General features: G+C 63.8%; 15 protein-coding genes. 8 read left to right on the top strand and 7 right to left on the bottom strand.

Translation table 11 applies throughout. From position 1 onward, the window contains the following. Positions 1 to 48: 48 nt before the first annotated feature. Positions 49 to 990, bottom strand: coding sequence for a 3-hydroxyisobutyrate dehydrogenase (gene mmsB, locus JVH1_RS01050; RefSeq protein WP_337461815.1), 942 nt, complete (start codon positions 988 to 990; stop codon positions 49 to 51). Positions 991 to 1,889: 899 nt separating this feature from the next. Then, positions 1,890 to 3,062 (bottom strand): epoxide hydrolase family protein, encoded by a 1,173-nt coding sequence (locus JVH1_RS01045; protein ID WP_009480348.1) that lies wholly within the window; start codon positions 3,060 to 3,062, stop codon positions 1,890 to 1,892. A gap of 103 nt (positions 3,063 to 3,165) precedes the next feature. Between JVH1_RS01045 and JVH1_RS01040 the strand changes: the two genes are divergently transcribed. Both JVH1_RS01040 and JVH1_RS01035 read left to right on the top strand, forming a co-directional pair. Then, positions 3,166 to 3,741, top strand: a complete 576-nt coding sequence (locus JVH1_RS01040; protein ID WP_011598808.1) for an ABATE domain-containing protein — start codon at positions 3,166 to 3,168, stop codon at positions 3,739 to 3,741. A 577-nt stretch (positions 3,742 to 4,318) separates the two neighbouring features. Beyond that, entirely contained in the window at positions 4,319 to 5,548 is a 1,230-nt protein-coding gene (locus tag JVH1_RS01035; protein ID WP_043782709.1) for an MFS transporter, read from the top strand. Here JVH1_RS01035 and JVH1_RS01030 read toward each other — a convergent pair. Next, on the bottom strand, positions 5,531 to 6,040 hold the full coding sequence (locus JVH1_RS01030) for a helix-turn-helix transcriptional regulator (RefSeq protein WP_009480352.1): 510 nt from the start codon (positions 6,038 to 6,040) through the stop codon (positions 5,531 to 5,533). The genes JVH1_RS01035 and JVH1_RS01030 overlap by 18 nt on opposite strands. 821 nt (positions 6,041 to 6,861) lie before the next feature. Beyond that, positions 6,862 to 7,755, bottom strand: a complete 894-nt coding sequence (locus JVH1_RS01025) for a dihydrodipicolinate synthase family protein (protein WP_009480354.1) — start codon at positions 7,753 to 7,755, stop codon at positions 6,862 to 6,864. A 530-nt stretch (positions 7,756 to 8,285) separates the two neighbouring features. Between JVH1_RS01025 and JVH1_RS01020 the strand changes: the two genes are divergently transcribed. Continuing rightward, positions 8,286 to 9,779, top strand: a complete 1,494-nt coding sequence (locus JVH1_RS01020) for an MDR family MFS transporter (RefSeq protein ID WP_009480355.1) — start codon at positions 8,286 to 8,288, stop codon at positions 9,777 to 9,779. Positions 9,780 to 10,761: 982 nt separating this feature from the next. Further along, a complete protein-coding gene (locus JVH1_RS01015) occupies positions 10,762 to 11,337 on the top strand; it encodes a GNAT family N-acetyltransferase (protein ID WP_043782764.1) in 576 nt (191 codons plus the stop codon). Between the two features lie 86 nt (positions 11,338 to 11,423). Here the strand turns inward: JVH1_RS01015 and JVH1_RS01010 are convergent, their stop codons facing one another. From JVH1_RS01010 to JVH1_RS01000, 3 genes are all read right to left on the bottom strand, one after another. Further along, positions 11,424 to 12,827 carry an FAD-dependent oxidoreductase gene (locus tag JVH1_RS01010; protein ID WP_043782713.1) on the bottom strand — a complete coding sequence of 468 codons (1,404 nt, stop codon included), beginning with the start codon at positions 12,825 to 12,827 and terminating at the stop codon, positions 11,424 to 11,426. Positions 12,828 to 12,843: 16 nt separating this feature from the next. Further along, positions 12,844 to 13,731 (bottom strand): diiron oxygenase, encoded by an 888-nt coding sequence (locus tag JVH1_RS01005; RefSeq protein ID WP_009480361.1) that lies wholly within the window; start codon positions 13,729 to 13,731, stop codon positions 12,844 to 12,846. A 1,352-nt stretch (positions 13,732 to 15,083) separates the two neighbouring features. Beyond that, positions 15,084 to 15,722, bottom strand: a complete 639-nt coding sequence (locus tag JVH1_RS01000; RefSeq protein ID WP_043782765.1) for a TetR/AcrR family transcriptional regulator — start codon at positions 15,720 to 15,722, stop codon at positions 15,084 to 15,086. Positions 15,723 to 15,961: 239 nt separating this feature from the next. Between JVH1_RS01000 and JVH1_RS00995 the strand changes: the two genes are divergently transcribed. The 4 genes from JVH1_RS00995 to JVH1_RS00980 all read left to right on the top strand — a co-directional run bounded on the left by JVH1_RS00995 (position 15,962) and on the right by JVH1_RS00980 (position 18,404). After that, positions 15,962 to 16,561 carry a hemerythrin domain-containing protein gene (locus JVH1_RS00995; RefSeq protein WP_009480366.1) on the top strand — a complete coding sequence of 200 codons (600 nt, stop codon included), beginning with the start codon at positions 15,962 to 15,964 and terminating at the stop codon, positions 16,559 to 16,561. Between the two features lie 757 nt (positions 16,562 to 17,318). Next, on the top strand, positions 17,319 to 17,444 hold the full coding sequence (locus tag JVH1_RS00990) for a deaminase (protein ID WP_081437507.1): 126 nt from the start codon (positions 17,319 to 17,321) through the stop codon (positions 17,442 to 17,444). Positions 17,445 to 17,782: 338 nt separating this feature from the next. Beyond that, positions 17,783 to 18,112 carry a VOC family protein gene (locus JVH1_RS00985; RefSeq protein ID WP_011598824.1) on the top strand — a complete coding sequence of 110 codons (330 nt, stop codon included), beginning with the start codon at positions 17,783 to 17,785 and terminating at the stop codon, positions 18,110 to 18,112. 112 nt (positions 18,113 to 18,224) lie between these two features. Then, complete coding sequence (locus JVH1_RS00980; protein ID WP_009480370.1) at positions 18,225 to 18,404, top strand: hypothetical protein; 180 nt, start codon at positions 18,225 to 18,227, stop codon at positions 18,402 to 18,404. Positions 18,405 to 18,730 lie beyond the last annotated feature (326 nt).

Raw genomic sequence — 18,730 nt, 5'->3', positions numbered from 1 at the left:
AGCCTCACACCCGGTGCCGCGGCACGGGGCGAGGTCTACGTGGGAGGGCTACGACTGATGTGCCTGTGCGTCGTATGCACCGGCGCGGATCGCCGTCACGATCGCCGAGAAATCACGACCCGGGCCGTCATGAGCGACGAACTGTTCGTAGAGTTCGGTGGCGCGCCGTCCGAGCGCCGTCTCGACACCGTTCTCCGCCGCGGCGGCCTGCGCGAGTCGAAGGTCCTTGAGCATCAACGCGCTCGCGAATCCGCCGGCGTAGTCGCGGTTGGCCGGGCTGGTGGGAACCGGTCCGGGAACCGGGCAGTTCGTGGTCAACGCCCAGCACTGACCGGACGCGGTCGACGAGACGTCGAACAGTGCCTGGTCGGTCAGGCCCAGCTTCGCACCCAGCGCGAAAGCCTCGCTGACTGCGATCATGGAGATCCCCAGGATCATGTTGTTGCAGATTTTCGCAGCCTGACCCGCTCCGGAGTCGCCGCATCGGACGATTCGGGCTCCCATGGCGTCCAGGAGCGAGCTCGCCTGGTCCACCGCGTCGGCCGGGCCACCGACCATGAACGTGAGGGTCCCGCCGTCGGCGGCCACGGTTCCCCCGGACACCGGGGCGTCCACCGCCCGATGCCCGGCGCCGACGGCCAGTTCAGCGGCTGCCCGCGCGTCGGCGACATCGATCGTCGAGCAGTCGAGAAAGAGGGTTCCCTGCGCTGCGGCCGGGACCAGGTCGGCATAGACGTCGAGTACGTGCTTACCGCTGGGCAGCATGGTGATGATCACGTCGGCACTCTCTGCTGCATCCACAAGAGATGCAGCAGAGCCTATTCCGCGTGATTCCGCCTTCTCCATCGCCGCCGGGGAGGGGTCGAATCCGACGACCGTGTGGCCGTTGCGCACCAGATTCGTGGCCATACCCAAGCCCATGTTTCCGAGGCCGAGGAAAGCGATCTTGCTCATCTGTACTCCTAGCGGGTGTGGTAACCGACGTTCCACGCGCGGTCCGAGCCGTTGCCGGCAGGTGGCGTCGACTCGGACGAGCCCATGGGATAGACCCCGGGAATCTCTTCGCTTCGCGCAGAAGCTTCTGGCGGGGACGATCTCGAGTGTGCCCGGGTAGGGGAGGCCGGGGAATCACCTAACCTGCAATGGGGATGTGCAATATTGCATCACCGCGTGCTGACAGCGGACCCGTACCTCGATATCGAAGTGACGGGCGGAGCGCTGGGGAGGCGTCGTAGACCCGCAGTGACCGAGCCGCATGGTGATCAGTCCGCACAACTGTGGGCTGGTCCGAATTATCGATTGCCATCCGGACCAGCTCCACGCCTGACTCGGGGCGCACCCTGTGCAGGAACGCGTGCCGCACGTGGCCTGGACCGAGGGGATGTCGAGCAGAACCATGTCCGCGTCTCGGAGATCCGCGAGCCAGACCGTCTCCGACGCCGCCAGGCGGCCTTTTGCCGCCCTCGATCGACTCGCACTCTACCGATCTCGCGGCCACCACTCTCGGACGGCTGCGTCGGAAGCCCCTGATCCGCCAGATCGAGACACGCGGGTTCGTGGAGCGGAGCTCGCCGTCGAGTTCACAGACCCACGCGTGGTTGGGGCAGTGCTCCACCCTCTTGTTGGTGCACGAGTCCACTGTCAACAGCTCGTGCCCCCCGGTGTCGGCACGCGTTTGTAGAAGTGCGTGGAGCGTGCCGGCACCGTCGCGGGTCAGCAGGATGCCTTGGGTCCCGACCCGGACGGCGCGCTGGTCACGCAGACCCAAGCTGACTCCACTAGCCGCTTACGCGGCTCTTCGCAGTTAAGGGTGTTGGCGGGAGGCGTCGAGGTCGGGCAACGCCTCGAGCCGGATCAGGCGGTCATCGAATGCCCGCACCCAGCCGCGTTCACCGATTAGCGGCCAGCACCGCCGCGAGGCCCTCTTGTAGGTCCTTGACGAAATACTCGGGAACCTCCAGCGACGGGAAATGTCCCCCGGTTTCGGGTGACCTCCATCGGACGATCTGTCGGTACCGCTCCTGTGCCCAGGGGCGCGGACACTTCTCGATGTCGCGGGGATACATAGTGATTGCCGACGGGACGTCGACCCGAAGTTCGGGGTCCAGCGAGTTGTGGCTTTCGTAGTAAATGCGGGCCGATGATGCGCCGGTCCGCGTCAGCCAGTACATGGTGACGTCGTCAAGAACGCGGTCTCTGGACAGCGTCTCGAACGGGCTGTCTTCGGTATCTGTCCACTCGGCGAACTTGTCAAGAATCCAGGCAAGAAGCCCGACCGGTGAGTCGACGAGCGAGTAGCCGATGGTCTGCGGTCGGGTCGCCTGCTGCTTCGCGTACGCCGCGCGGTGGCGCCAGAAATCGTGGGTTTCCTCGGTCCACTTGCGCTCGACCGCCGTCAGCCCGTCCGTTGTCAACCCGGGCGGTCCCTCCGCGAATGTTGTGTGGATGCCGAGAACGTGCGCCGGGAACCTGCCGCCGAGAACCGTGGTGATATTCCCTCCCCAGTCGCCACCGTGGGCTGCGAACTTGCTGTAGCCGAGCCTTCCCATCAGTTCCACCCATGCGGCCGCGATCTTTTCGGTTCCCCACCCGGTGGTGGCCGGCTTGTCGCTGTATCCAAAGCCTGGTAGCGATGGAACCACGACGTGGAACGCCGGCGCGTCTGCATCTTTCGGATCTGCCAGCTCGTCTACCACATCGATGAACTCAGCAATGCTGCCCGGCCACCCGTGCGTCACGATCAGAGGAGTGGCATCTGCGCGCGCGGATCGGTGGTGCAGGAAGTGGATTCCCAGATCATCAATTGTCGTGCGGAACTGGCCGATACGGTTGAGGCGCTCTTCGAACGACCGCCAGTCGTACCCGGTGCGCCAGTAGTTCACGACATCGACGAGGTCGGCGAGAGGAACGCCCTGATCCCATCGGCACGGGTCGGGCGCGGCGCGATAGACCGTCTCGGCCTCCGGTAGCCGCGCCGCGGCTAATCGCGCGCGAAGATCGTCGAGGTCAGCGTCAGGTGCGTGGGCTTCAAATGCTTGCACGTCGCTGGTTGGACGGGGCATGAGACCTCCTGGCCATCGCGGAACCGGCTACAACCTATCGAGAACCGTCTAAGACGGTTCTAACATGTCTTCATGTCTGTGCGCAACCTGCTAAGGTGGTTCCATGCGTGCCGAGTTCCCTGACTTTCGCCTCGGTAACGTGCTAGCGACCAGCTTCACGGCGACTCTGACGGAGCGTCGTGGCGACGCTGTGGAGCGCATTCCCACGCCGCACCGACTCGTCGACTGGCTGGCAGTGAACGGCCTCGCTGTGGACTCCTGCACCACCGCTCAGCTCGAACTCGCTCGGGAACTGAGGGAGTCGATTCACGCCGCCGCGACAGCGGCCGCGATCCAGGACGCTCTCCCCGGATCTGCTGTCCAAGTCATCAATGACTGCAGCGTTCAGGGTCGGGCCGCGGCAATCCTGACGCCCGAGGGCAATCGTCAATGGCGGCTCAGCTCGGCGTCCTGCGTGGAAGACGCCCTCAGTGTGATCGCCGCTGACGCGATCAGCATCATCGCAGGCGAACGAGACGGGAAATTGGCCTTGTGCGCATCGCCAACCTGCCAAGCCGCCTTCTTCGACACCAGCCAAAGTCGCTCCCGCAAATGGTGTGACATGAACACGTGCGGGAATCGTCAGAAGAAGGCGCGCTTCAATGCCAACCGGCGCAAAAACGTCGGATCAACGAAGTGATCGTTACCTCGGCACATCCAAGTGGGCCCCACGCCTGCGACACATCTGTCGCGGTGGGTGCACCCCAACGGCACCACTAAGAGCCGTCCGTCGCCTTCGATCAACGTCCTCAATCAGTACGTCTAGGTTACTGATCGGCGACGTTCATCGGCTCGTCGCAGTCGGGGGTGTCGGCGAGTAGGTATGGAGGTCTTCCAGGATGGAAGTTATCCCTGCACTGCACATCTGACAGACCTCGGCCGAAGCGATCAACGGGCGCCTCGAGCACCTCCGTCCTGGGCTTCCGCAACCTCACCAACTACATCGCCCGGAGCTTGCTGGAAACCGGTGGATTCAGACCCCCTCACATTCGATGAGCCGCTTACGCTCCCAATCGAGGACCTCGGGGGACAGGTAGGCGTCCGCTGGAAGCGTGCATGCATCTGAGAGTCGTTCCTGGAGCCCGGAGTCCAGCGCAACGGCGGCGAGGGGTGCGGGCGCGAGGGCGGCGGTGGTCGCGAAAATTGTGTGGACGTTTGGCTTTGTTGTGTGGACGATTGGTCCCGTTTTTCTAACGCATTCTTTGAACGATCAAAGGATGACAACAAACATCGCGCCTGAAATCCTCTCCCCGCGCCGCTCCGAGCGCGCTGGGTGGGCGGGGGTGCTTATCCTCATGGCCACCAGTTTTACGCTGGTGCTCGCTGAATTTCTTCCGCCCAGTCTGCTGACCCAGATGGCAGCCTCACTTGACATCACTGAGGGTCAGGCGGGACAGACGGTTACCGCGACGGCGTTCATGGGGTTTTTGGTGGCCCCCGTTGTTGGCATGATGTTTCCCCGGCTGGACCGGCGAACGCTTCTGACTGGGGTTGCTCTGACCGCTGCGGTGTCCAATATTCTGGTCGCCATCTCACCCAATCTCGTGCTGTTGCTCGTCGCCCGGTTGATCCTTGGGGCCGCGATCAGCGGATTCTGGGCAATGTCGCTGGCGATCGTCTCCCAGCTGGTGGCACCGGAACGCCTGGGCCGTGGCCTCATGCTCGTGAACGGTGGCACCACCGTGGCCACGGTCGGCGGAGTGCCGCTGGGTGTCTACCTTGGCTCCGTGTTTGATTGGCGCGCGGTATTTGTCGGTGTAGCCGTAGTGTCGGTGCTGGTCGCTATCTTGCTGCGCACCGTGTTGCCGGCAATCGCCCCTGCCACCACCACGGGATTCCGTGAGTTGGCAGACACCCTCAAGGTGCCCGGCCTGTCGCTGGGTCTGACAGGGCATGTGCTCACCGTCCTTGGCCACTTCGCCGCGTTCACCTATATTCGGTTGGCATTCGAGCAGGTGCCCGGCATCGGCGCGGGCGGAATCGCGGGGTTGTTGGCGGCGTTCGGTATTGGAGGCCTTGCCGGAAACGTCGTCGTCGGGCTGCTCGTGGACAAGCACCTGAACCTGATGCGTCTGGTGGTGCCTGCACTCATCGGCTTCGGCATCGCTACAGTGGCGTTCTTCCCTGGACAGTTCTGGGCCGTGGGGGTAGGCGCGACAGCATGGGGTGTTGGATTTGGGGCTTGGTTGCTGGTGGTCAGCACCTGGATCGGGCGGCTCGCTCAGGATCGGATGGAATCCGTAGGCGGGCTGATCGTGACCGGATTCCAGATTGCGATCACTCTGGGAGCGGGACTCGGTGGCGTGGTTGCCGATAACGCCGGAGTCCAGATGACATTGATTGCCGCCGCACTTGCTTCTCTCGTTGGTGGAACCCTATTCCGAATGGCCAGGACGACAACAGCAGGAAGCTCGAACGCATCGACGGACCTAGACGGCAGGAAGTAGGAGGGACCGCTGTTGTCCGCGCCAGGCAGCGGGCGCGGACCCGGTGTGCCGTCGAAACGCGCGCCGGAAACCGGCCTCAGATTCGTACCCGAGGCGGTGGGCGGTTTCTGCGATGCTCAGCCCGTCACGGATCAAAAGCGTTTTACTGGTCTCCATCCGAACGTCAGTCAAATATGATGCCGGGGTTTGACCTACCAGAGTGGTGAAGCGCACCGCGAAGGCTGATCGAGACATGGTTGCCACCTGCGCCAGGTTCTGCACGGTCCACGGATCCCCGGGACTCTCGTGGATCGCATCGAGCGCGCGAGCAATGAACGGGTCCGACACCTGGTGCAGCCACCGCTCGGGAGCGCAGCCGAGCTCCGCCCAAAGCCGGATTGCGGACGAGACGATGGTGGTGGAAATGAGGCTGCACACCACCGCATCACCTGCACGATTGAAATCGGAAGCGTTGGCTTGTCCGCTGAGCATCCCCTCGATGAGCATCGCCATATTTGGTTCACGTACAGAGAACTCCCTCACCAACAGAGTGTTGGGGAAAGTGCCGAGAGTCTGAGCTGAGCCACCCGACGGCAGAAACCATGCGTTGATAACGTTGCACTCGCGCCTGGCGCGGATCTCAGCTCGGTGCGCCCGGGGGTAGATGACTAGGTCACCGGCGGAAAGTTCGCTTCGTTCTTGGCCTACTCGGAGTGCTGCAGTTCCTGCAGAAATGTAGGAGAACCCGGCAGAGTCATGCACCCGCGCGACTCGTTCACCCGGCGCAAGCAACTCACGCTGTGCAGCCTGAACGGGCCAGTCCAGCGAGGCCAACGCACGATCCAAGGCCCCCATCTGCCGGGGCTCGTTCTCTAATACTTTGAACACCGCAGTGCAACTCCGTAACCGCTCGAGAATATTGCTCGACCGCCCTCGAGCGCCAAATCTCGTCGTAGAAGGTGCTGTTGGACTGCCCCATTCACCATGTCCTCACTTGTGAGTAGGTGTCTTGTCCGGTCTGTGCACGCTTGACTTGTTTCGATGACCGGCAGTAGCGGCAGGGCTGTATGTACTCGCATATAAGTAGTGCACGAATAGATAGCGTACGCTACATGTTGGGATGGACTTGACCGAGGGGGCATGACGGGTCGCCGATGCCCCCGGCTTCGTCGCCAACCGTCTGCAGTTCGCGCTCTACAAGGAGGCATTGGCGATCGTCGAGGGATGGAACTGCGACACCGGAACAGGTCGACGCTGTCGTCAGCAACACTTTCGGCAGGTGCCGCGATGTCGGATCCGAGGTTCGGTTGCGACGATGTATGCCTCGCCGGGGGTCACTGGAGATCGTCGACCTGCTCGAGCGCGGTGGCGACCCTTGAACGTGCGGCCTCGGCGAGACCGCATACCGGCTGGGGGAGATTGGGTGATTCGACGAGGCCGAGGTGTTCGGCGATGGCGGATACCACGCGGAGGCTTCCATGGGCGCGGAACAATTCCCAGATGGGTTCGAGTCGATTCGACAGCGCGGTGGCAGTATTCCGGTCGTCGTTCTGAGATGCGCGGGTAAGTGCCAGGCACGGCTTGGGCAGCACCCCGGCAAGCACGCTGTACCAAACGTCGCAGCCGGCGTTGAGGCCGGTCGCGGCGAAGGCGTCTCCGCTGACACCGATCGTGACCGTCGACGGGATCTGAGATCGGAGGGATTTCACTCGACCGGCTGCCTCGGCGGGGTCGACGGGGACACCGGGAATCTTGATCGATCCGATCTTCGGAAGTTCGGCGATGCGGCCGTGCAGTTCATCGGTGAACGTGAAGTGGGTGGTACCGGGATTGTCGTAGATGCACAGCGGCACGGACAGTTCACGCGTCACCGCTTCGTAGAGGCCGAACACTTCCTCTGCGGTCAGTTGTTGGTAGGACACCGGTGCCAGCAGCACCGCGTCGGCGCCGGCATCTTGTGCGTCTTCGGCGAGGGCGCGGACGTGTGCGGTGCGCAGCGAGCCGATACCGATCATGACTGGTGTGGTGCCCGCTGCGGCCACGGCGAGCTGTGCGACTCGCTTGCGCTCTTCTCTGGTCAGGTAGGCGTAACTGCCGGTGGACCCGAGGGCGCTGATGGAATCGACCCCCGCGTCAGCCAGGCGCGAGACAATTCCGGAGAACGCGGACTCGTCGATTTCCGTCTCGCTCATGGGCGTAAGGGGGAAGGCGGACAGTCCGGTGAACATCGGTCGAACCTCGATTCGCTCTGGCGTGCAATGCGACCACTATCGTCCACATATAGGGCGGTCGGGCACTCAGGTAGTCGCAGAGCTTCCATTCTTCACCCATACCCGTTCTCACTTGACCCGCGGCGATGTCTGTTTTGTCCGTTACTTGCGCGGGTCTCGACGGTGGTTGGGGGTTGATCGGGGTGGGCTGGGCCTGCCGCCACGCCAGGGGCCATTCCACCCGCGGCCGCCGACGAGGGGGATGTCGGAGAAGGGGCGTCCCGCGTCGAGTCGGGGTTCGAAGTTTCCGATCCTGGTGCGCTCGGAAAGGAGATGCTGGCGTGGTTCATTTGTACAAGCGAGACCAGCGAGCGGGGCCACCAGTGTCAGCTGCCGCTGCGCTGTGCGGCCGGCCCCCGCGTCGCCCGTAATACGCACGGAAAAACAATTGGCGGCAGAACCGGCGGTCGGTAGATTCAGTGGCTGACCTGCTTCTGTTCCGTCGTTCGCCGGGACGTCCCCAGCTCCCACCATCCGAAAGGTCCACCGTGACCGAACCCACTGGCCTCGTGAACGACGAGGCGAGAGCCGACGACCGAATCGAACGCCGACACCTCCAGGTGATCGGTGTCCTGTTGGTGGCCAGCTTCGTGGTGATCCTCAACGAGACGGTGATGAGCATCGCCATCCCGGTCCTCCAGGTCGAATTGGGCGTACATCCCAGCGTGGGGCAGTGGCTGACGACCGCATTCATGCTCACGATGGCGGTGATCATCCCGCTCACCGGCTATCTCATCCAACGCATCCCCACGCGCACCCTGTTCGTGCTCGCCATGTCGCTGTTCACGGCGGGAACGCTGATCGCGTTCGCCGCACCAGGCTTCGGTGTGCTGCTGTTCGCCCGCATCGTGCAGGCCTCCGGGACAGCCCTCATGCTGCCGCTGCTGATGACGACGATCATGACGCTGGTGCCGCCCGCCCGTCGCGGTGCGATGATGGGCAACATCTCCATTGTCATCGCGGTTGCGCCTGCTCTCGGCCCCACCCTGTCCGGTTTCATTCTCGACCACTTCGGGTGGCGTTGGATCTTCGGATTCGTTGCCCCCATCGCGTTGGCCACATTGGTCCTCGGCGCACGATTCGTTGTTTCGGTATCCGAGACGACGAAGGCCGGCATCGACATTCTGTCGATCCCCCTGGCGGTACTCGGATTCGGTGGCCTGGTGTACGGCCTGGTGAGCATCGGCGAATCGGCCCAGAAATCCCCGACGATCCCCGTGTGGGTGCCGTTCCTCATCGGTGCGGCCGCGATGTCCGGGTTCCTCGCCCGACAGTTCCGGCTGCAACGCGAGGACCGCGCCCTGCTGGACCTGCGCGTGTTCGGATACCGCCAGTTCAGCATCTCGGTCGTCGCGATGCTGGTCGGCATGGCAACGATGATGGGCACCTTCATCATCGTTCCCTACTTCGCGCAGTCGGTGATTCACCTCGATCCGTTCGAAACCGGTCTCATCACACTGCCCGGCGGCCTTCTGATGGGTCTGGCGGGTCCGATCGTGGGCCGGGTCTACGACCGGCGCGGTCCTCTCGTGCTGGTCATCCCCGGCTCGATCCTCGTCAGCATCGGAGTGTGGATGTTGACGACGTTGAACACGTCCACCTCATTGTGGTGGCTGTTGTTGTCGAACATGGCGCTGTGCCTCGGCCTGGCGGCGACCTTCACACCGCTGATGACGTCGGGATTGGGATCGGTGGCCGCTCACCTGTATGCGCACGGCTCCGCAGTGGTGGGCACGTTCCAGCAGGTGGCCGGAGCCGCCGGTACGGCACTGTTCGTCACTGTAATGACGGTCGTAGCCTCACGATCCGGTCACCCCCACGACTCACCGGACGCCATCGCCGAGGGGGTGCGAATGGTCTTTGTTGTCGCCGGGATCCTCTCATTCGTGCTGATCGCCGCATGCGCCTTCGTGCGTAAACCGGTGAACCCGGAAGATTCCGCACACCCTGCATCGGTGGATGCGCCCGCGCTGGGGACCTGAACGGTGGCGCGTGCTGAAGGTTGGCGCCCGAGCCAGAGTTCGAGCCGCCTGGATCGGGTGTGCTTGCCGGAGGACTGCGATGTCGGGAAGATCTTCGGTTGATGCGTATACGAATTCTCCGCAGTTGTCGTGGTCGACGCGGATCAGTGACCCGGCGATCGCGGCCTGCTCGGCTTCGGCCGGCATATAGCGCTGGGCCTGCAGACAGTTCTTTGGCAGCTTCTCCCCGGACTGGCTGTTCTGATCTGTTCCGATCTGTGTGGGCGGGGCATTGGCCTTTCGGACACAGTGCGCGCCTCGTCGATCGAATGCCCAATTCGCGAACGAAGTCCATCCGCGCAGTTGGTGCAGACGTGAAGTACCCGGCCAACGCGGCGATCAGTTCGGGGACAGTGGGCGCAGGAGTCGAGCGTTGAGGTCGACTTGATCGTGTGTCGGCCGGGCCGCCCATGACTGTGCGTGGGCATCTACTGGCGACACGAGGGCGGGCGCGTCACTGATCATCGATCACTGTCAGTGGTTTCGCCGCCAGCGGTGCGCGGAGCATTTCAGTGGCCAGTTCCCTCGGTGGATGTGTTGTGGATGTCGCCGATGACGGATTCGTTCTCGCGGTGCTGCGGTCACCTTGGCGTGACAAGCCGGCCGTTGTCGTCGCCATGAGTGACGGCCGCCGGATTCCGTGCGCCCATACCAGCCTCGTTTGAACGATCTCTCACCGATCCGTAACCGGCGAGGGTTCCGCGATCGGCGAGCGCGGACACTGTGTGATGACGACTGGTCTTGCGGTCAATCTCCTGGACACGTTCCCTGGCCGCAAGTTGATCGTTGCCGACGGTCTGCGAGTGGTCTCACATGAACTGGAAAGTGCGGGCGCTTAGCCTTTCGGTCCTCGACGTGCATTCGGCGCCGGTTCGGAACAACGTGGTGGTGGAATGGTGGGGTGTGAGCCGTCTTCGGTTCGGTGACGGGAAAGGTGACCGCGATGACAGGTGCATCGCCGGACGAGCGTCCCTCCTGCGCTGCGGGTTCCGAGGGACCGGAGCAGTGGCGGCTCGAGTACGTAACGGATCTCGGCGCCGCCGTTGATGTCGAGCCGTTGGTTCAGGAGTACTGGGGTTGGGCCGGTGAGCGATTGGCCGGGATGCTCGGTCGCCCTGTGCGGGCGGATTCCGCAGATCGGATGCACCGTGCGTTCATGGCGGAGCTACCGACGATCATCGGGCCCCGGGGCCGATTGTTGGTGGTTCGAAGCCAAGATGCGATCGTTGGAATCGCCATGCTCAAGCCGGTCGATGATGTCACCGCCGAGCTCAAACGGGTCTATGTTCGTCCCGTTGTTCGAAGCGGCGGTGTGGCGCGGGCGCTGGTGGGGCGGCTGCTCGATGATGCACGCAAGGAGGGGTTTGTCACGGTTCGTCTCGAGTCGCTTCGTTTCATGACGGCGGCGCATGCGTTGTATCGGTCCGAGGGATTTGTGGAGACGCCGCCGTTCGCCGTGTCGGAAGCGGGGAGCGCCGGGCTCGAGTCAGCGGCGGTGTTCATGGAGTTGGTCCTGTAGGTCGGCCGGCGGCTAACCACGGGGTGCGATCTACCGCGTCCGAAAGGTGACGCGGTCGCACACTGACTGGAGTGGGGGCGCGGGCGTCACACCCGCGCGTGCAGGTCTGCGGCGAGTTGTGTCACGGTTCCCGTGGCGCAGCTGCGGTTATCGCCGACGCCGCCGGAGGCGCCTCGTTTCGCCCAGCCGACGACATACAGTCCGTCGAGCGGTTCGCCTGTCTCGATGGAGATCACTCGTCCTCGGCGGTTGGGCACGACCCCTCGCTCGTCCACGGGGATGCCGTCGATCTGCTTGGTCGTGAATCCGGTGGCGCGTATCGCGGAGTCCGCGAGGAACGTCCGACCGGTCGTCGTGGTGACCGCGACGCCGCCGGCCACTGTCTTCCCGAGATCGGTCACCTCTTGTCCGAAAGACAACACCACGCGTAGCCTGCCTGCTTCGGTGGCGGTCGGTCCGTCTGCCGCGCAGATATCGGCCGTGGGCAGGGCGGAAATGGCACGTTGCAGCGGGGCGTCTGCACCGGCGCCCGGCGGGCGGCCGGAGCGGTCGATCAGCACCTCGGTGTTCTCGAGGTCCAGAAGCTCGTATAACGCCGACGGCGTGAAGGACGCGCGTTCGGGGGCCGATCGCGACAACACGACCACCTCCGTCACCGGTTGGGCCGCGGCACCTTGGTCGCGTGTCTTGGCCATCCATCGGATGACATCGAAGGCGACGTTCCCCGCCCCGATCACGAGGGATCGCGGTCCCAGCGGCCCGCGGGGTCGAAAGCCGGATACTCCACAGTTCTCGGCCACCAGAATGTCGATGGCCTCATAGACACCGTCGCCGGGATCCGCAGTCGTGGGTCCGAGTCTGCGCGGTTGTGAGGCGCCACACGCTAGCACGATGGCGTCGAATCTGGCCCGGAGGTCGTCGACCGAGACATCCACACCGACTTCTGTGTTGTGGATGATCGTGACGCGATCGTCGTTGAAGGGCACGTCGAAGAGCCGGATCATGTCACGAACGCCGACGTGGTCCCGGGAGACGCCTCGGCGCAGCAGGCCCCCGATTTCGCCGTGCTGTTCGATGACGGTGATGCGTACCGAGGTCGATCGCCGAAGGAGTTCGCGAACGGTGTACATCGCCGCCGGCCCGGATCCGACGACGGCGATCTTCAGCCTGTCGCTGGGCCTGCCCAGTGGTTGCTCGAAGCGGATCCGCCGCGCACGGGGTCGGGACTTGGCGGGAGTCTGCTCGAAGTATTCTGCGTTGCGGGCCGCGTAGGGCCGTTCGGTGATGGTCAATGTCCACTCGGGTTTGATGGCAGACGCGGGGCAGGCCTCGACGCATGCGGTGCAATCGATGCACGAGCGCGGGTCGATGAACAACGTTTCGGCCGACTCGAAACCCGCTTCGCCGGGGGCGGGATGAATGCAGTTCTGCGGGCACACTCGCACGCACGAGGCATCCTTACAGCAATGCCCCAGGACAACGTGGGTCACAACGACTCCTGCTTGTTCAGAGAAGATTCGATTTTCGGTAGATCCATCGCGCGCCGAAATTCAGCAGCCCTTCTTTACTCAGGAATTCGATAAACGGTTCTGCGGCCCTGCGGAACATTATCCGATGGTGTTCGTTTGCGGCGATTTCCGGTCCCACAATCTTCCAATCCATGCCGAGGTCCTCGTACATTCGACGATTGATCAGGCTCTTCGCGATGAGATGTGTTCCCATCGCGATGATCAGGGTGCTAATAAACCGTCGGACGCGCGAAATCTTGGTCAACCGAGTGCGGATTTGTTGACGCGCGTACGCCATGTGCCGGGCTTCCTCGACAACGTGGATATAGCAGGCCCTGCGGATGGGCGCGGCGACGTCTTCGCTCGCCATCCAGTCGCGTTGCATGACGTCGAAGATCTCTTCTCCCGCCAGTACGATTCCGTACGTCACCTCCTCCCACGCGATGGTCCTGAAAAGCCATCCGAAGAAGTCCAGTGAGCGGTCGCGTCTATAGAAGTGCGATCCGATGCTGTCGATGACGTTGACGAACATCAACGAATGCAGGTTCTCGTCGGCGCATTCGTTGAACAGGAACTTGACGTCCGGGCGGGCGGGGTCAGCACTGTGGCAGGCCCGCAGCAATGCCACCTGCAATCCCACCTCCAGCCAGATTCCGACGCCCAGGAACTGTGCGACCTCGCTTCTGGTGAGGCGGACGCGTTCGGGCTCTGTCATGGAGTCCCATGTAGCGGTGCCGAAGAGAGGCGACCATTCGGGTGTCATCCCGTGCAGTTCGGCGCCGTCTGAATCGGGTTGGCAAACCAGCGGGTCCCGCGAATCGAATGAGAGGCGCTTGGCCGATTCCAAGAGTGTCTCGAATATCGCGTCGCTTCCGGAAGTCGTCATCCTTCCTTTACTCCTATATCCTATTCCATCGAATCTCGAATCGGTTAATTGACTATTGTGATCTTCTCGAGCGCAAGAAAGTCACCCTCGTACTTTGTCTCAACTGTGTTGCGCCCGGCATTCGAGCCGGTTACGGCAGCAATCGCAGAACTTGCAGCAGCGTACCTCGCCACCGACCCGGCGATCAGGTTGCGGCATCCATTGGATTGATCGTGAATGTCTCGGAGTTCTTCATGAGAATTCAAGTTACATGCAGTTTTTCGGGAAAGCCGTGGCCGATAACGCCACGGATCGACGTGCGCTGCCGCTCTCGAAACGTGTCGATGCTGCCGGCGGCCGCACCGCCGGCGGCGTTCCCGGAACCGGACCCGATCCACCACCTCGGCGTCGGTTCGGGTGCGGCGGCGAGAGTCGGCGATCGTGTCCTGGGCCGCCGGGCTGCGGTAGTCGATGACGCCCGCGTGGTCGCGGCCCGGTCAAGAGCGCCTGGTATCCGCGGCGCACTGGAGCCGCGCTGTGGTCCCCGTCCTGCTATCGGACCGTCGCTTCTGTAGGTAGAGCTCCGGCTGTGGTCCTCGGGTCGACCGCAGCCGCCTCGCCGGACCCGCCTGCTGGTCGGGGGTGCCGAGTTCACCGTTAGCCGTTAGCCGTTAGCCGTTAGCCGTCCGCTGTCGACTGGGACGGGGACGGCGGGAGTGGGCGCAGTCACCGTAGATCGGCTCACATCGGGCCTCGGCGCCAGCGCGGCGGAGCAGATCGGTCAGGACCGCGGGTTGATCGTCCAGCACCCGCCGCAGCGCCGGATGCGCGACTGACCCCGGGGATGGAGAAATCGACCCTGGGTGCAATTCCACACCCAAGGGCGCTCGTCCCCGCACACGCGACAAGTGTTGTCGACATTCGCGAGGGCCTGCATGGGCGCACCGGCTCAGACGGAGTCGAGCGGGTCTCCGTGGTGTGCAACGACGTCGACGACACCCGCGCAGAGCCCGGCGATCACGAGACCATGCAATGCCGCCGCCAACACGGCGAATCTCCCAGACCGAACGTCGAGAAACCGCCCCCGAGCTGGCTATTGAGGTCAGTCTGGGCGTGGTTTAACGTGGATGGTGCGAGCCGTATCCCGTCGGGTCGAGACTTGACATTCCGGGATACGACTCGCCTTGGGAGCAGACCAGCTCTCGAGGCTGAGGTCTGATGAGTGGCCCAAGCTCGTCTCGTTCGTCCGGTCGTTGCAGTCACAACGACCACGCACTGCCGTCGTGAGAAGCGCGAATCAGCAGTGACACGTGAGGGGAGTGATGAGAGATCGTCACGCACCGCTCTATGGACGCCCGTGGGGTGCGCCCGACCTACGGGCAGAGGGCGGCGATGACGGTTCGTGTCAGCCAGCTCGCGTACCTGTCGGGCGTCCATTCCCGCTCGAGCACGAGTCGTTCGTAGGTATCGATCGCGAGGTAGTTCCACAGCACGTCGCGCACCTCGTCGAGTTCGACGCCCGGCCGAAGTTGGCCGGTGTCCAGGAAGTGACGCCCGACGATCGTCATCCCGGTCAGTCCTTCGTCGCTCAGTTGTCGCCAGACCGGGACGAGCGAGTCGTCCACGTGTCGGCCGTCGCGGATGAGAATCTGCACCTTCGCCGAGCGCTCCTGTCGCTGCGCCAGTCCGTGAATGAACATCTCGATCTTGCGGCGCACGTCCGGCTCGGTGAACATCGCCTGCTGCTCTGGACGGTCGACGACCCGCTCCGGTTCGTCGTCACCCGCGATCACGAGATCGAACACCGCCTTCGCGAGCGCTGCCTTGCTGCCGAAGCTCTTGTAGAGACCTTTCACCGAGACATCTGCCCGCTCGGCGACGGCCGCGAGGGTGGTGGCCCGGAAGCCGTCTCGCTCGAACAATTCCTTTGCGGCCAGTACCACGGCTCGCCGGCGTGTGCGGGCCTGCTGTCGTCGGCCGGAGGCGTCGTAGCGCCTCTTGACTTCGACCATGACCGCTCCCATACTTTTGAGTACAACCTGATTGAACCTAATTTAGCGCGATCAGGAAAGCACCTTCTCCTCACCCCGAAGAAACCACGGAAGGAGAGGGCCATGGGGACCAACCTGCATGAGCCCGCCGACACTCGAAGCATGGGGATCGTTCACAGCGATCCCGCATCGCCCTCGAGGCACCGCCCTATCCGGACCGGAAACGTCGCCGACAGCTCGCCGCGCACGTGCTCTGGCTGATGCATGTGCTGCATCTGCATCACATTGCCGAGGACACCGGGCTGTGGCCGTTCATCCGCGCACGAAACCCGTCCGCGAGCACGCTGCTCGACCAGATGGATGCTGACCACAAACGCATCGCTCCCGCGATCAGCGCCCTCGAGGATGCCGCCCGGGCGTACCGCGCGAACGAAACGTCACGGACACAGCTGCTCGACGCGCTGACCGCGCTCGAGGCGGTTCTGCTCCCTCACCTGCGGCGCGAGGAACTCGACATGATGCCGGTCGTCGCCGCCACGATGACCACCGCCGAGTACCTCACCATCGAACAGGAGTTCTTCGTCAAACCGAAGGGCTTCCGGGAACTCGGTGCCGAAGGGCCTTGGATCATCGACGGTCTCGACCCGGAGGGGCGCGAGGTGATCCTGCACGTGATCCCGGCCGTTCCACGTTTCGTACTTCTCCACACCTTCGGCTGGGGCTACCGCCGCAAGGCCACCCGGCTGTGGGGCCACGGGCCCGCGACCGCCGTGCCGTCGCTGAGCCTGGCAACGATGGAGCGCAATTGCCGGGACGTCGCCACCGTCGAGCGCAACCAGCGAGATCGCCGACCATACTGAGGTCGTAGATTCTTCCCCAACGTAATCAACCGGTCTCTGCTGTCCACGCATCTACAGTAGTCTTCTTGCCAGACAGGGCATCTCATCACGATGCTGCGGAAGAGCTCGAGGGCTGCGCGGACGCACGGTGCCGCTTCCCGTACCCGGGATCGTGCGCTGGACGACGGCGCTGCGGGCAAGGCGTTCATCGGCCCGTGAACGCGCCACCATGGTCGGTGTTGGCCAAACATGGCCGCGCGAGAAGTCTCGTCGGAGAGATCACGATAGCGATAGCTGAACTGCGAGAATGGATCGTGGGTCGGGCCCGCACCACCAGTGGATCCATGTCTCGGATTCTGCGCCTCGCCTTCGTCGGGAGGAAGGGGATGCGTGACGGTAGTCGCTGATCAAGTAGCCGACGACCATACCGAGCATCGCGGTCTGCAATGCCGGGATGCCCCCTGCTAGCCGTGCTCGTCCTCGGCTCGCTGTGCGCTATTGCATTGAATGACCGCGCTCGACTTCCATACCTGCAAGTGCGTCCCACTGCCGAACCATCCTCTCTAGCAAAGAGTTGCACGACGGACCACATGAAGCACCAGCTCCACGCGGTCGAGGTTTCCAAGCACGCGGTGATCGACGGCAACCATCCGTTCGGGTCCATCCTGGTGGACGACAAGGGCAGTGTCCTGCCAGGAACTCCCTGTCGTACTGCTGGGAGGACCTGCGCATCAAGACCGTTTCCGCGTGGCCGGTGCAGTCACTCGTGGTGACCTCGATGTTCCCCTGCTCCAGCACCTGCACGCTTTACACAACAGCCGAGCCCTGCTCGATGTGTGCAGGTGCCATCGACTGGGGCAATGTTTTGCGCCTGGTGTACGGCATCACCAGAAGATCGAGATGATCGGCCCAATCCCGGAAGTGGCAGACGCAGTCCTGGAGCCGCACCGGACATACTGGACGCAGAAGAGCTGACTCTGACACGCCGGCACTTACGGTGCCCGCCCGGCAATGGTGTACCCATCCTCTGTTTCGGTCGCGATAACGAGGGGGTCCGCGTAGCCGCTGCCGGAAACCCCGGCCGTGACGGCGCCACACTTCGAATGTGGCCGAGATGGCGTCCCTCGAGGGTGTCGTTCTTCGTCAGGATTCGAGAAGCGGCATCACCGATTCGCGCATAGCGTGGTGGGCATTGCCGAAGAAGCGGTCGCCGACGACCGCCGTATCCCGAAGGAGACGTACATGAGCCCCACAATCCGCAGCCTGGTGATCCCGGTATCCGACCTGGACGCCGCCAAGGCGGTCTACACCGCGCTGCTCGGCGCACCGCACACCGACGAGTCCTACTACGTCGGGTACAACGTGGACGGCTTCGAAGTGGCCTTGAATCCGGGGGAGGAGACCGCCGGACCGGTTGCCTTCGCCGACGTCGAGGATCTCGACGCGACCCGCGAAACTCTGCTTGCCGCTGGCGCGACCGAGCGCAGCGCCCCGCGTCAGGTCGCACCCGAAACGCGGATTTGCGTGCTCGCCGACGCCGACGGCAACCCGATCGGACTGCGCGGCCGGTAGCCATGGCGTGGCCGGGCTCGGCCTCGTGAGTCGCCCGCGTCAACCACACTATCGACCTCGAACCGACTCGTGCGGCATGAGCGCTCGTTGATTCACCCGCAAACCGGGCGACGTGGTCACGATCCGGAGCAAGCACCTCGGCGCACTGGTCAACGAGGTCGGCGCAATCGAGACCCTCCCCGCCTGGTCCTTCGGCATCCGGCAGCTGTTCGAATACCTCCACACTCACACGGTGCCCCCGCTGCCGGTCACCACTGGTGTCGGGGGTGGGCTACTGGAGAGCCGAGTTTGAACAGGACCGATCCACCTTCCCACAGCGGTGGTCCCGGGGACCGCGATCCGGTGGCGACGTCAAGGGCGGATCTTGCCGCCGACGGGCCACCGAAGTACCAGTGCGCCGGCCCCGGTTCGATCGTCGATGTGGTCGAACCCGCAGCTGGGAGCTGTTGAATGTGTTCCCGACGATGCCGGCGACCGTGATCGCCGCCTGCCAGGGTGGGCACCGGGTGTTGTTCGCGACCGCCCCCCAATGGGTCGCCCGGCGATGGTCATCTCGCTGATCCTTCCGGTGCCCTGTTTGTGCGGTGGCGAACCGGGGACCGAACTGACGCCGCCCCT

The organism is Rhodococcus sp. JVH1, assembly GCF_000280725.2.
GTDB lineage: Bacteria > Actinomycetota > Actinomycetes > Mycobacteriales > Mycobacteriaceae > Rhodococcus_F > Rhodococcus_F jostii_A.
The sequence above is the reverse complement of the archived record's forward strand: the minus strand, read 5'-3'. Positions and strand labels throughout refer to the sequence as shown.